Source organism: Pseudomonas sp. WS 5027, assembly GCF_012985695.1.
GTDB classification, from domain to species: Bacteria; Pseudomonadota; Gammaproteobacteria; order Pseudomonadales; family Pseudomonadaceae; genus Aquipseudomonas; species Aquipseudomonas hygromyciniae.
Window position 1 is genome coordinate 158,311 of record NZ_JAAQWU010000003.1, and the last position, 13,319, is coordinate 171,629.

Below are 13,319 nucleotides of genomic sequence, written 5' to 3' on the forward strand. Positions count from 1 at the left end.
CCAGAGGACAATGTCGCAAAAGCCCCACTCACAGGAGCCCCAGAATGTCCGTTCCAAAGACGATGTTTCAACTCAGCGGTCGCGGTTACGCACCGGCCAATTTGAGCCACGCGACCCTTGTGATCATCGATGCCCAGAAAGAATATTTGAGCGGCCCGCTCGCCCTGTCGGGCATGGACGCCGCCGTAGAAAACATCAAGCAACTGAGCGCTGCCGCACGCAAGGCCGGGCGGCCCATCGTGCATGTGCGTCACCTTGGCACCGTGGGCGGCCTGTTCGACCCCCAGGGCGAGCGCGGCGAGTTTATTCCCGGTCTGGAACCCCAGGGCGACGAAACCATCATTGGCAAGCTGCTGCCTAGCGCTTTCCACGGTACAGACCTGGAAAAAACCCTGCAGAACCTGGGCTCCCTGGACTTGATCGTCTGCGGTTTCATGAGCCACTCCAGCGTTAGCACCACTGTGCGCGCGGCGAAGAACCTGGGCTTTCGCTGCACCCTGGTGGAAGACGCCTGCGCTACCCGCGACCTGCCTTACAAGGGCGGTATCCTCAGCGCCGAGCATGTCCAGCAGACGGAAATGGCCATCATGGCCGACAACTTCGCCACCCTTGCCCTGACCCAAGATCTGATCTGATCGCCCTGTCGATGAGCGGCGCGGCCACCGCAACGGCCCCGCTCATCCGCTAAAGCCTGTCATTTACCGCAATTGCCTCCCAGCCCGGAACAAGTTGTTTATCTTCCGGTCGAAGGGCCGATACCCTGGAGGAAAGGTCGGAATGAAGATATCCGATGGTTTTGACGCTCGTCGCTTGCGCCCCAAGGGCCCGAGCAACTGGCGTCTGCGCCTGGGCGTGGCATTTGCCGCGCTGCTGGCGTTGTGTGGTTTGCTGCTTTCGTTGGCCGGCGCTGCCGGTCTGCTCGGTCACTCGCCCGCGCTGGGCGAGCTCAATGCCAGCCCCGGCGGCGCGGGCGTGCTGTTAGGCAGCGGGCTGTTGATCCTGTGGCTGGGCGTCTGGCTGTGGCGCCGTTGCCGGCGCCGTATGCGCCAGCCACTGTCGCTGAACATCGCCTCGCACCTGATGAAAAAGCACGATTAAGGGAGCACTGATAGCGTTTTGTCCCGCATCAACCGCCTCGATTTGGGTAAACTGCCCGCCCCGCGCGGAGGCTGACATGCAAGACGACGATTTTTCCCTTTTCAAGAACGAGCTGCGCGGCGTCAAGCCGATCAAGCATGATCGCGCCGATACCGGCAAACCCAAGACCGACCGCGCGCAGATCGCCAAGCTGCGCCAGGCGGCCACGGTGCGCACTGACGCCACCACAGTGGACGGCCTATCGGACCAGTTCGTGATTGACGTCGGCCCCGAGGACGAGTTGATGTGGTCCCGCGACGGGGTCCAGGAAAGCCAGGTACGCAAGCTCAAGGCCGGCCAGATCCCTTTCGAAGGCAGCCTCGACCTGCACGGCATGACCGTGGAAAAGGCCCGGGAAACCCTCTGGGCGTTCCTTGCCGAAGCCACCAAGTTCGAAATCCGCTGCGTACGCGTGACCCACGGCAAGGCCGTGCGCCTGGACGGCAAGCGCCCGATGATCAAGAGTCACGTCAACACCTGGCTGCGCCAGCATCCCCAAGTGCTCGGTTTCACCTCCTGCCAACCGCGCCATGGCGGTGCCGGTGCGGTGTATGTGATGCTCAAGCGCACGATGCTTGAAGGCCGCGACGAGTGAATGACTTGGGAAAGGTTCATCTGTGGCGAGGGGGCTCGTCCCCCGTTGGGCTGCGAAGCAGCCCCAATCTATAAGGCCCACTGCGCTTTATCAGATACACCGAGGCGCCAGGTTTTGGGGCCGCTTCGCAGCCCAACGGGGGACGAGCCCCCTCGCCACGAATGCAAACCCCGCATTCCAGGGAATTACACCTCTCGGCATACCTACGCTACTATGTGCGCCAATCACTGGCGACGCTGCACGACCGCTCGCTGGCGTACCGCTTCACATTGGTACAGGCATACACCGTACCGTTCTGAAACCCATACGGAAACAGTCCTGTGACATTGGAACAAAACTACACCGCAATCCTCGGCCAACTCGGCGAGGACGTCTCCCGCGAGGGCCTGCTGGACACGCCAAAACGTGCCGCCAAGGCCATGCAGTACCTTTGCCGCGGCTATGAGCAAACACTCGAAGAGGTCACCAACGGTGCCCTGTTCAGCTCCGACAACAGCGAAATGGTGCTGGTCAAGGACATCGAGTTGTACTCGCTGTGCGAACACCACCTGCTGCCGTTCATCGGCAAGGCCCATGTCGCCTATATCCCCAGCGGCAAGGTCCTGGGCCTGTCGAAGGTCGCGCGGATCGTCGATATGTATGCGCGCCGCCTGCAGATCCAGGAAAACCTCAGCCGCCAGATCGCCGAAGCGGTCCAGCAGGTGACCGGTGCCCTGGGTGTTGCCGTGGTGATCGAGGCCAAGCACATGTGCATGATGATGCGCGGTGTGGAGAAACAGAATTCGTCGATGATCACGTCGGTGATGCTGGGTGAGTTCCGCGAAAACGCGGCAACCCGCAGTGAGTTTCTCAGCCTGATCAAGTAACAGGCTGCGTCAGAAAAAACCGGCATTCATCGCCGGTTTTTTTTCGCCTGTGGAAATCAGGTAAGCTGCCGCCCCTTCTGTCATGGGCAAGAGGTTTCAGCCATGTTCGTCAAAGCACTTCGAGTAGGCCTCGGCCACGTCATCATCGCGGGCGACTTCCTTACCCGTCCACGCAAAAAGCAGCGCCCTGCCGAACAACAGGCGCAGGTCAATCAAGCGGCCAAGAGCCTGACCCTGTACCAATTCCACGCCTGCCCGTTCTGCGTGAAGACCCGCCGCACCCTGCACCGCCTGAATGTACCGGTGGCGCTCAAGGACGCGAAGAACAACGAGCAGGACCGCCAGGCATTGCTTACCCAAGGTGGCAAGATCAAGGTGCCGTGCCTGCGTATCGAAGAGAATGGCCAGACCACCTGGATGTATGACTCCAAGGTGATCATCGATTACCTGGACAAGCGCTTCGCCGCGATCTGACAGAAAACGCGGTCAAAATGTGGGAGCGGGCTTGCTCGCGAATGCGGTGTGTCAGTCAATTATTCATCAACTGACCCTACGCTTTCGCGAGCAAGCCCGCTCCCACATTTAGGTCGTGCCTATCAGTCGAGCATCGGCACGTGCCGGGGATGACTGGCCACGCGTGCAAGCCAGGCTTGTACGGCCGGATAGGGGCTCAGGTCAAAGCCCCCCTCATGGGCCACATGGGTGTAGGCATACAGTGCAATATCGGCAATCGAATATTGGTCACCCACCAGGTACGGCGTGGCTTGCAGCTGCTTCTCCATGACCCTCAAGGCCTTGTAGCCGCCTTTATGGGTGGTTTTGTACTCCTCCAACCGATCGTCCGGCAGCCCCAGGTAAAGCTGGATAAACCGCGCCACCGCGATGTACGGCTCATGGCTGTATTGTTCGAAAAACTGCCACTGCAACACCTGGGTGCGCAGGCGCGGCTCAGTGGGCAGGAACTCGCTGCCGTCGGCGAGGAAGTTGAGGATCGCGTTGGACTCCCACAGGCACGTGCCGTCTTCGAGCTCCAGGACCGGGATCTTGCCGTTGGGGTTCTTCGCCAGGAACTCGGCGGTCTGTGTGTCGCCGTTCAAGATGTCGACATTGACCCACTCATACGCGATGCCGAGCAGGTTGAGCATCAACTTGACCTTGTAGCAGTTGCCCGAGCGGTAATCGCCATAAACCTTGTACATGAAGCTCCCCTTATGCCGCTTGCGCGCGCTGTGCTTGACGGATCACCGCCGCGAGACGCTTGAGACCTTCGTCCAGGCGTGCCGGGTCGATGTGGCTGAAGTTGAGCCGCAGGTGCCCGTGGTGCTGGTCTGGCTCGGAAAAGAACGGTTCACCGGGCATGAACGCCACGTCCTGGTCGAGCGCTGGTGCCAACAAGGTGCGGGTATCCAGAGGCTGTTTCAAGGTCAGCCAGAAGAATAATCCACCCTGGGGCACTTGCCAGTCGGCCAGTTCATCGAAGTGGCGCATCAATGCCGCCTGGAACCCATCGCGGCGCTCACGATAAAAACTACGCAATTGCCCCAGGTGTTGCTGGTAGCGCTCGGTGCCGATCCACTGCATGGCTTGCCATTGGCCGACGCGGTTGGTGTGCAGGTCCGCCGACTGCTTGAGTTTGAGCAGGTGGGGGAACAGGTCGGGGCTGGCGATCAGGTAGCCGACCCGCAAACCCGGGAGCAAGGTTTTCGATACGGTGCCGGTGTAGATCCAACTGGCCTTGCGCAGGCGACTGACAATCGGCCGGGCGCTGCCGCCATCAAAGGTCAGCTCGCGGTACGGCTCGTCTTCGATCAGGGTCACGCCGAATTCATCGAGCAGCGCCGCCACGGCATCGCGCTTGGCTTCGCTGTAGCGCACCGCCGAGGGGTTCTGGAAGGTGGGGATCAGGTAGATGAACGCCGGGCGATGGCGTTCCAGATTGCTGCGCAGCGCCTTCAAGTCCGGGCCGTCGGCTTCCAGCTCAACGGTCAGGCAATCGGCGCCGAACAGTTGGAAGATCTGCAGGGCAGCCAGGTAGGTCGGGCCTTCCAGCAGGATCTGCGTGCCTTGGTCAATGTACAGCTTGGCCGCCAGGTCCAGGGTTTGCTGCGAGCCGCTGACCACCAGGACCTGGCTGGCCTCGCAAGCCACCCCCAGCGCCCGCGCCTCAACCGCCAGCAACTCGCGCAATTGTGGCTCGCCTTCGCTCATGCCGTACTGGCCCATGGCAGGCGGCATTTCTTGCCAATCCAGCGCCGGCAACATGGCTTCGGCTGGTAGGCCACCGGCAAATGACATCACCTGCGGGCGCTGGGCCGCCGCGAGGATCTCACGGATCAAGGAGCTTTTAAGGCGCGAAACACGTTCAGAGAAAGCCATAGGGTCACCGGTAGCAAAGCCTGGGGAAAATACGTCAAACTGGTTGACCGAAATTACGACGCCCAAGGTAGATACGTCAATATGCTTGACCTTAAAAACCAGACCTCGCAGCAAGCCGCCATGGAAGCGTTCTTCTTCGGCTACCAGGCCTTTACCGCCAAAGCCGATGCAATGCTGGAGCGTCGGGGCTTGAGCCGGGTGCATCAGCGCATCGTGTTTTTTATCGCCCGCTACCCCGCCTTGAGTGTCAAGCAACTGCTGGAGCTGCTGGGGGTGAGCAAGCAGGCGCTGAATATGCCACTGCGCCAATTGCAGGAAATGCAGCTGGTCGACAGCGTTGCCTCGGACTCCGACAAACGTAAGCGCCTGCTGCACTTGACCGAGGAAGGTCAGCGCTTCGAACAGTCCTTGCGCCGCGAGCAAGTCAAGCTGCTGCAGCACGCCTTTGCCGAGGCCGGTGAAGAAGCGGTGAAGGGTTGGCTGGCGGTGAACAAAGCCCTGACCCTACTTTGAAATTGGCCTTTCATCTTTTTTGCACACATAATCGCAAACATTATTTGCTTTCTTTGTATACAAAAGCATAATTCGCTTCGTGCGAGTTCCTGACCTACTGGTCAACAAAGCCCGCTGGTACCTCAAAGCGCCGCTGCCCACTCATGTGTCCGGCGCTGGAAATAACAATAAAACTCTTGAGGAGTACTTGCTGTGGAAAGCCATAAATCCGACGCCCCGACCCTGGACCTCAGTCCGCCCCACCTTTCGACCACAAAGCAGGGCTGGCTGGAACGCCTGTTCAAACTCAGCTTGCATGGCACCACAGTGAAGACTGAATTGATCGCCGGCCTCACGACGTTCATCACCATGGCCTACATCATCTTCGTCAACCCCAACATCATGGCCGACGCCGGTATCGACCACGGCGCCGCCTTTGTCGCGACCTGTATCGCCGCGGCCCTCGGTTGCCTGTTGATGGGCCTGTACGCCAACTGGCCAGTCGGCCTGGCGCCAGGCATGGGCTTGAATGCGTTCTTTACCTACACCGTGGTCGGCACCATGGGCTACACCTGGGAGACCGCGCTGGGCGCGGTGTTTATCTCCGGCGTGTTGTTCATGATCCTGACGCTGTCGCGCATCCGCGAATGGCTGCTCAACAGCATTCCGGTAAGCCTGCGCCACGCCATGGGCGCCGGGGTGGGCCTGTTCCTGGGGGTGATCGGCCTGAAAACCGCCGGGATTATCGTGGCCAGCCCCGCCACCCTGATCAAGCTCGGCTCCCTGCATGAACCGGCCCCGCTGTTGGCGGCCGTGTGCTTCCTGCTGATCGCGATCCTCAGCTATCACCGGGTATTCGGCGCGATCCTGATCAGCATCATTGCTGTCACTCTGGCCGGTTGGGGCCTGGGCCTGGTGCATTACCAGGGCATCGTTGCCGCCCCGCCGAGCCTGGCGCCGACCTGGATGGCGATGGACGTGATGGGCGTGTTCAACGTCAGCATGATCAGCGTGGTATTCGCCTTCCTGTTTGTGCACATGTTCGACACCGCCGGCACCCTGATGGGCGTCGCCCAGCGCGCTGGCCTGGTAAAGGCCGACGGCAAGATCGAAAACCTGTCGCGGGCCTTGAAAGCTGACAGTGCTTCCAGCGTGTTTGGCGCGGTGGTCGGTGTACCGCCCGTGACCAGTTATGTAGAAAGCGCGGCGGGCGTGGCGGCTGGTGGGCGCACAGGGCTTACGGCTGTGACCGTGGGCGTGCTGTTTGTGGCGGCGATGTTTTTCGCCCCGCTGGCGGGCATGATTCCTGCGTATGCCACAGCCGGCGCGCTGATTTATGTGGCGATGCTAATGATGAGCGGCATGGCACACATCGAGTGGGACGACGCCACCGACAGCATCCCGGCGATCGTCACGGCAATCATGATGCCCCTGACCTTCTCGGTCGCCGATGGCATCGCCCTGGGCTTTATCACTTACGTGGCGCTCAAGGCCGGCACGGGTAAGTACAAGCAGATTTCCATCAGCCTGTGGGTGCTGTGCGCGATTTTCATCGCCAAGTTTGTCTTCCTGTAACGCGGAAGCTGGCGAAAACCGCCTCACCTTCGGGTGGGGCTTTTGCATGTATGGAGGAATGTAATGAGCGTGGAAACCTGGCTGCTGTTCAGCGGCGCTGCTTTGATCGTGATCCTGATTCCGGGGCCGCTGTCGCTGCTGATGATCAGCAACAGCCTGAACTACGGCCTGCGCCGTTCGTACCCGGCGTTTCTGGGCGGGGTGTTTGCCTCGATCTGCCTGTTGAGTGCCTCGGCCCTGGGCTTGGGCGCGCTGTTGCTGGCCTCGGAGCAGTTGTTCAGCGCCTTGAAGATCGTCGGTGCGCTGTACCTGTTCTACCTCGCCTGGCAGAGCTGGCAGCAATCGCGCCTGCCGTCCCAGGGCGCCGTGGTGCCGGACGCAGCGCCCGTGCCGCGCTTTCGCGCCCTGTTTGGCCGGGCCTTTGTGCTGGGCGCCAGCAACCCCAAGGACATCCTGTTTTTCGCCGCCTTCCTGCCGCAGTTTCTCAGCAGCCAGCAACCGTTCCTGCCACAACTGCTGATCATGATCGCCACCTGGACCGTGCTGGATCTGCTATGCAAGCTGGCCTACGGCCTGGGTGCCCACGGCGCCGCACGCTACCTGCGCACCGGCAAGGGCCAGAGCTGGTTCAACCGCTTCAGCGCCGGGCTGTTTGGCAGCGCCGGAGCGGCGTCGCTGCTCAGGGGCTAGTGAAACCCTAATGCCGCTGTACATTGTAGGAGCGAGCTTGTCTCCGGGCGGCGCTCCGACGAAGAACTTGAGAGCGCCACGTTTAACCAGAAAACGCGCGTTATCGTTGGCGTTTTTCGTCGGAGCGCCGCCCGGAGACAAGCTCGCTCCTACAGTGGCCCTCCTTTATTGGCAGGCAAAAAAAAGCCCGCAGTGTGAGCGGGCGAAACCAACGAAGAGCATTTGGGGGTGTGAAGCGAGGGTGACGACTTAGCTACCGCGGTACGTGGAGTAGCTGTAGGGCGAAATCAGCAGGGGCACATGGTAGTGATCCTGTTCGGCACTGATGCCAAAACGCAGCACCACCACGTCCAGAAACGCCGGTTCCGGCAACTGCACGCCACGGGCGCGGTAGTAATCCCCGGCACTGAACTGCAACTGGTAGACGCCACTGCGGTAGTCGTCACCTTGCAGCAGTGGCGCGTCGCAACGGCCGTCGCTGTTGGTCAGGGCGCTGGCGACCAGCTCCAGTTGCGCGCCTTCGACGCGATACAGTTCAACCTTGATGGCGCTGCCTGGGCAGCCGTGGGCGGCGTCCAGTACGTGTGTAGTCAGTCGTCCCATGGATCGGAGCTCCCGTGTCATCGATTAGTAAGAGGCCGCACCTTTGTGGGGCACTGAAAAAGCCGGCGATGGCTGATTAAGACACTTTTCAAAAAAATTGTACACAATAAATTCAACAACCCCCCTCTTCCCCAATAGAAGCTGGCTTGCCGGCGATGACGGTGTATCTGCGAGCAATGCGGCTATAGGAAGATCGCTATCGCAGGCAAGCCAGCTCCTACACTAAAGCGGTGCCGCAGGTTTTTGAGATTTAGTTGACCAGTCGGGCAAGTTTCTTGCAAGGATAGGCCGGCGCGACCGCCTGGAAAAAATGCAGAAATACAGGCTTACAAAGTGACCATTAAGTTGTATACAATCAGCCCATCGCTGTGACGCAACGGCCGCCACACCATCGATCACGAACAAGAAGGAAGACTGCAGTGAGCGCTGACTACCCACGCGACCTGATCGGTTACGGCAGTAACCCACCGCACCCTCACTGGCCGGGCAAGGCGCGTATCGCCCTGTCGTTCGTACTCAATTACGAAGAAGGCGGTGAGCGCAATATCCTGCACGGCGACAAAGAGTCGGAAGCCTTCCTCTCGGAAATGGTCTCGGCTCAACCGCTGCAAGGCGCACGCAACATGAGCATGGAGTCGCTGTACGAATACGGCAGCCGTGCCGGCGTGTGGCGCATCCTCAAGCTGTTCAAGGAATTCGACATTCCGCTGACCATCTTCGCCGTGGCCATGGCCGCCCAGCGTCACCCCGATGTAATCCGTGCGATGGTCGCCGCCGGTCACGAGATCTGCAGCCACGGTTACCGCTGGATTGACTACCAGTACATGGATGAGGCCCAGGAGCGCGAGCACATGCTCGAAGCTATCCGCATCCTTACCGAGCTGACCGGCGAGCGCCCACTGGGCTGGTACACCGGGCGCACCGGCCCAAATACGCGGCGGCTGGTGATGGAGGAAGGCGGCTTCCTGTATGACTGCGACACCTATGACGACGACCTGCCCTACTGGGAACCGAACAACCCGACTGGCAAAGCGCACCTGGTAATCCCCTACACCCTGGACACCAATGACATGCGCTTCACCCAGGTGCAGGGCTTCAACAAGGGCGACGACTTTTTCGAGTACCTCAAGGACGCGTTCGATGTGCTGTATGCCGAAGGTGCCGAGGCGCCGAAGATGCTGTCCATCGGCCTGCATTGCCGCCTGATCGGCCGCCCGGCGCGCCTGGCCGCACTCAAGCGTTTTATCGAATACGCCAAGGGCCATGACCAGGTGTGGTTCACCCGCCGCGTCGACATTGCCCGCCACTGGCATGACGTACACCCTTTCCAGGGAGCCGCCAAATGACTGCTTTCCAGACCTTGAAACCATCGACCCTCAGCCGCGACGAATTCGTCGCAGCCTTCGCCGATATCTACGAACACTCGCCATGGGTGGCCGAAAAGGCCTTCGACCTGGGCCAGGACGCCTCGATCGATGAGATCGAAACCCTGCACCAGCGCATGAGCGATATCCTGTTGAGCGCCGATCACACCAGGCAACTGGCCCTGATCAACGCTCACCCGGACCTGGCCGGCAAAGCCGCCGTCCAGGGCCAACTGACCGAAGCCAGCACCAACGAACAAGCTGGCGCCGGTATTCACCAATGCACGGCCGAAGAGTTTTCTCGCTTCACCGAGCTGAACGACGCCTACAAGGCCAAGTTCAAGTTTCCCTTCATCATGGCGGTAAAAGGCAGCAACCGGCATCAGATCCTCGCCGCGTTTGAAACGCGCATCCACAACCCGGTCGAGACCGAGTTCAAGTGCGCACTGGCAGAGATCAACAAGATTGCGTTGTTCCGTTTATTGACCCTCTAGACACCATCCCCAGCCACTCTATCTAAGGCAGACAAGAAGAATGAAAGCGCAACCCCTACCCTTCGAGAAGTTCGTCAACCTGGCCGACGCCCGCCTGGGCACCAAGATCATCTCGGTGACCGATGACTGGTTCGCTGACGCCAACCGACTGTTCCAGCCGACCCCGGCCGTATGGAAGGAGGGCGTTTTCGATGATAACGGCAAGTGGATGGACGGCTGGGAGTCACGCCGCAAGCGCTTCGAAGGCTTCGACAGCGCGGTGATCCGCCTGGGCGTACCGGGCACGATCAAGGGCGTGGACATCGACACTTCATTCTTTACCGGCAACTTCCCGCCGTCGGCATCCCTGGAAGGCTGCTTCCTGGCCGAAGGCGAACCGACTGAAAACACCCAGTGGGTCGAAGTGCTGTCTGCCGTGGAGTTGCAGGGCAATAGCCATCACCTGCACGAAATCAATAACGACCAGGCGTTCAGCCACCTGCGCTTCAACATCTACCCGGATGGTGGCGTGGCCCGTCTGCGGGTGTATGGCATTCCGTTCCGCGACTGGTCGGCCGTGGGCGACAACGAACAAGTGGACCTGGCCTCCTCGCTCAATGGCGGGCGTGCCCTGGCGTGCTCCGACGAACACTTCGGACGCATGGGCAACATCCTCAACCCGGGCCGCGGCATCAACATGGGCGATGGCTGGGAAACCGCTCGCCGTCGCACCCCAGGCAATGACTGGGTGATCGTCGCGCTGGGGCATGCCGGCGAGGTCGAGAAGGTGGTGGTCGACACCCTGCACTTCAAGGGCAACTACCCCGACACTTGCTCGATCCAGGCCGCGTTCGTCAAGGGCGGTACCGACAGCCAGATCGAGACCCAGTCGCTGTTCTGGCGTGAACTTTTGCCCGCGCAGAAGCTGGAAATGCACGCCGAGCACACCTTTGCCGAGCAGATCAAGGCACTGGGCCCGATCACCCACATCCGCCTCAACGTATTCCCGGATGGTGGTGTAAGCCGCCTGCGGGTATTCGGCAAGGTCGCTAAATAAGGCCGCCCATGTAGGAGCGAGCTTGCTCGCGAAGATCGTCAACGATAACGCGCCCCTCCTGGATAAACGCGGTGCCCTTGAGTTTTTCGCGAGCAAGCTCGCTCCTACACAGATCCATCAATAACTAAACAGATTAAGAAGACAGCCATGCGCACACTGATGATCGAACCCTTGACCAAAGAAGCCTTCGCCCCTTTCGGAGACGTTATCGAAACCGATGGCAGCGATCACTTCATGATCAACAACGGCTCGACCATGCGCTTTCATAAACTGGCGACGGTCGAGACCGCCACGCCAGAAGACCACGCCATCATCAGCATCTTCCGCGCCGATGCGCAGGACATGCCGCTGACCGTGTGCATGCTGGAAAGACACCCGCTGGGCAGCCAGGCCTTTATTCCGCTGCTCGGCAACCCCTTTCTGATCGTGGTCGCGCCCGTTGGCGATGCACCTGTATCAGGCTTGGTCCGCGCCTTCGTCACCAACGGCAGGCAGGGCATTAATTACCATCGCGGCGTCTGGCACCACCCGGTGCTGACGATCGAAAAGCGGGATGACTTCCTGGTGGTTGATCGCAGTGGCACAGGCAATAACTGCGATGAGCATTTTTTCAAAGAGGATGAGCGGTTGATCCTCGCCCCCCACCAATAAGAGAAGGTCCGATCACCCGACAACAAGGGTGACGGGCGAGAGGTAAAGACTGTGGAAGCACATCTGTTGGAATGGCTGAACCTTAGCGTGCGCTGGGTTCATATGATCACTGGCGTGGCCTGGATCGGTGCGTCTTTCTATTTCGTATGGCTGGAAAACAACCTTAACCGCGTCAACCCCAAAAGCGGCCTGGCTGGCGATTTATGGGCGATCCACGGTGGCGGCATCTACCACCTGGAAAAATACAAACTGGCCCCACCGACCATGCCGGACAACCTGCACTGGTTCAAATGGGAGGCCTATTTCACCTGGATGTCGGGCGTCGCGCTGCTGTGCGTGGTGTTCTACCTCAACCCGACGCTGTACCTGCTCGCCCCCGGCAGCAGCCTCAGTGGTACCGAAGGCGTATTGTTGGGCATTGGCTCACTGTTCGCCGGCTGGTTCATCTACTCCTTTCTCTGCGACTCGGCCCTGGGCAAACGCCCTGCCCTGCTCGGTTTTATCCTGTTCGTCCTGTTGATCGGCGCGGCCTACGGCTTTAGCAAGGTGTTCAGCGGTCGCGGCGCGTACCTGCATGTGGGTGCGATTATCGGCACCATCATGGTCGGCAACGTGTTCCGCATCATCATGCCGGCCCAGCGTGCGCTGGTGGCAGCGATTGCAGAAAACCGCACGCCGGACCCGGCATTGCCGGCCAAGGGCCTGCTGCGTTCACGTCACAACAACTACTTCACCCTGCCTGTGCTGTTCATCATGATCAGCAACCACTTCCCGAGCACCTACGGCAGCCAGTACAACTGGTTGATCCTGGCCGGGATCGCGGTGGCGGCAGTGTTGGTACGCCACTACTTCAACACCCGTCATGACAGCCAGAAATACGCCTGGACCCTGCCGGTCGGCGCCCTGGCGATGATCTGCCTGGCCTATGTCACCGGTCCAAAACCCGTGGCTACCACACCGGACGTGGCCAAGGCGCCAGCGGCCATCGAGTACCAGCCATTGCCGGAAACGGCGCTGGGTGGCGGCCTCAAGCCATCAGCTCCCGCCACGCCAGCACCGCCAGCAGAAGCGGCTCCAGCCCAGGCCTCGACGGATTTCGGCAAGGTCCACAGCGTGATTGAAGAGCGTTGCACCGTGTGCCATTCGGCCAAGCCCACCAGCCCGCTGTTCAGCACCGCGCCGGCCGGGGTGATGTTCGATACCCCGGCGCAGATCCAGCAGCAGGCGGCGCGTATTCAAGCGCAGGCGGTTGCCAGCCAGATCATGCCGCTGGGCAACATTACCCAGATGACTCAGCAGGAGCGGGAGTTGATTGGCAGTTGGATCAATCAGGGGGCGCGTACCAACTAACAGGATAAAACGGCTCAAAATGTGGGAGCGGGCTTGCTCGCGATAGCGGTGTGTCATTCAACACATCCGGTGACTAAGGCACCGCTATCG

At 60.4% G+C, this 13,319-nt stretch carries 16 protein-coding genes; 13 read left to right on the plus strand and 3 right to left on the minus strand.

Annotated elements, in window-relative coordinates; translation table 11 throughout:
* Positions 1-44 precede the first annotated feature (44 nt).
* From HBO09_RS05720 to HBO09_RS05740, 5 genes are all read left to right on the plus strand, one after another.
* Positions 45-635: a cysteine hydrolase family protein gene (locus HBO09_RS05720; RefSeq protein WP_169994112.1), complete on the plus strand. Its 591-nt coding sequence runs from the start codon at positions 45-47 to the stop codon at positions 633-635.
* A 142-nt stretch (positions 636-777) separates the two neighbouring features.
* A complete protein-coding gene (locus HBO09_RS05725) occupies positions 778-1,098 on the plus strand; it encodes a hypothetical protein (RefSeq protein WP_169994114.1) in 321 nt (106 codons plus the stop codon).
* 76 nt (positions 1,099-1,174) lie between these two features.
* On the plus strand, positions 1,175-1,732 hold the full coding sequence (locus HBO09_RS05730) for a Smr/MutS family protein (protein ID WP_169994117.1): 558 nt from the start codon (positions 1,175-1,177) through the stop codon (positions 1,730-1,732).
* 320 nt (positions 1,733-2,052) lie between these two features.
* Positions 2,053-2,598, plus strand: a complete 546-nt coding sequence (gene folE, locus HBO09_RS05735) for a GTP cyclohydrolase I FolE (RefSeq protein ID WP_169994120.1) — start codon at positions 2,053-2,055, stop codon at positions 2,596-2,598.
* A gap of 102 nt (positions 2,599-2,700) precedes the next feature.
* Positions 2,701-3,072, plus strand: coding sequence for a glutathione S-transferase N-terminal domain-containing protein (locus HBO09_RS05740; protein WP_169994122.1), 372 nt, complete (start codon positions 2,701-2,703; stop codon positions 3,070-3,072).
* 122 nt (positions 3,073-3,194) lie between these two features.
* Here HBO09_RS05740 and HBO09_RS05745 read toward each other — a convergent pair whose 3' ends face one another.
* Together HBO09_RS05745 and HBO09_RS05750 are read right to left on the minus strand one after the other, a co-directional pair.
* Complete coding sequence (locus HBO09_RS05745) at positions 3,195-3,797, minus strand: glutathione S-transferase family protein (RefSeq protein WP_169994124.1); 603 nt, start codon at positions 3,795-3,797, stop codon at positions 3,195-3,197.
* 10 nt (positions 3,798-3,807) lie between these two features.
* Complete coding sequence (locus HBO09_RS05750) at positions 3,808-4,974, minus strand: PLP-dependent aminotransferase family protein (protein ID WP_169994127.1); 1,167 nt, start codon at positions 4,972-4,974, stop codon at positions 3,808-3,810.
* Positions 4,975-5,055: 81 nt separating this feature from the next.
* Between HBO09_RS05750 and HBO09_RS05755 the strand changes: the two genes are divergently transcribed.
* The 3 genes from HBO09_RS05755 (at position 5,056) to HBO09_RS05765 (ending at position 7,731) form a co-directional block, all read left to right on the plus strand.
* A complete protein-coding gene (locus HBO09_RS05755; protein WP_169994130.1) occupies positions 5,056-5,487 on the plus strand; it encodes a MarR family transcriptional regulator in 432 nt (143 codons plus the stop codon).
* Between the two features lie 222 nt (positions 5,488-5,709).
* Positions 5,710-7,041, plus strand: a complete 1,332-nt coding sequence (locus tag HBO09_RS05760) for an NCS2 family permease (protein ID WP_178120276.1) — start codon at positions 5,710-5,712, stop codon at positions 7,039-7,041.
* Positions 7,042-7,104: 63 nt separating this feature from the next.
* Positions 7,105-7,731 (plus strand): LysE family translocator, encoded by a 627-nt coding sequence (locus HBO09_RS05765; protein ID WP_032863245.1) that lies wholly within the window; start codon positions 7,105-7,107, stop codon positions 7,729-7,731.
* A gap of 249 nt (positions 7,732-7,980) precedes the next feature.
* Here the strand turns inward: HBO09_RS05765 and uraH are convergent, their stop codons facing one another.
* Positions 7,981-8,334: a hydroxyisourate hydrolase gene (gene uraH, locus HBO09_RS05770; RefSeq protein ID WP_092235056.1), complete on the minus strand. Its 354-nt coding sequence runs from the start codon at positions 8,332-8,334 to the stop codon at positions 7,981-7,983.
* Positions 8,335-8,753: 419 nt separating this feature from the next.
* On the opposite strand from uraH, the gene puuE reads away from it, so the two are divergent.
* The 5 genes from puuE to HBO09_RS05795 all read left to right on the plus strand — a co-directional run bounded on the left by puuE (position 8,754) and on the right by HBO09_RS05795 (position 13,229).
* Positions 8,754-9,680, plus strand: a complete 927-nt coding sequence (puuE, locus tag HBO09_RS05775; protein WP_029300381.1) for an allantoinase PuuE — start codon at positions 8,754-8,756, stop codon at positions 9,678-9,680.
* On the plus strand, positions 9,677-10,192 hold the full coding sequence (gene uraD, locus HBO09_RS05780) for a 2-oxo-4-hydroxy-4-carboxy-5-ureidoimidazoline decarboxylase (RefSeq protein ID WP_169994136.1): 516 nt from the start codon (positions 9,677-9,679) through the stop codon (positions 10,190-10,192). Before puuE ends, uraD begins: the two co-directional genes overlap by 4 nt.
* Positions 10,193-10,232: 40 nt before the next feature.
* The gene (alc, locus tag HBO09_RS05785; RefSeq protein ID WP_169994139.1) at positions 10,233-11,228 is read left to right on the plus strand and encodes an allantoicase; all 996 of its coding nucleotides are present in this window, start codon (positions 10,233-10,235) and stop codon (positions 11,226-11,228) included.
* Between the two features lie 147 nt (positions 11,229-11,375).
* A complete protein-coding gene (locus HBO09_RS05790) occupies positions 11,376-11,879 on the plus strand; it encodes an ureidoglycolate lyase (RefSeq protein WP_099168728.1) in 504 nt (167 codons plus the stop codon).
* A gap of 51 nt (positions 11,880-11,930) precedes the next feature.
* Complete coding sequence (locus HBO09_RS05795) at positions 11,931-13,229, plus strand: urate hydroxylase PuuD (protein ID WP_169994142.1); 1,299 nt, start codon at positions 11,931-11,933, stop codon at positions 13,227-13,229.
* Positions 13,230-13,319: the final 90 nt, after the last annotated feature.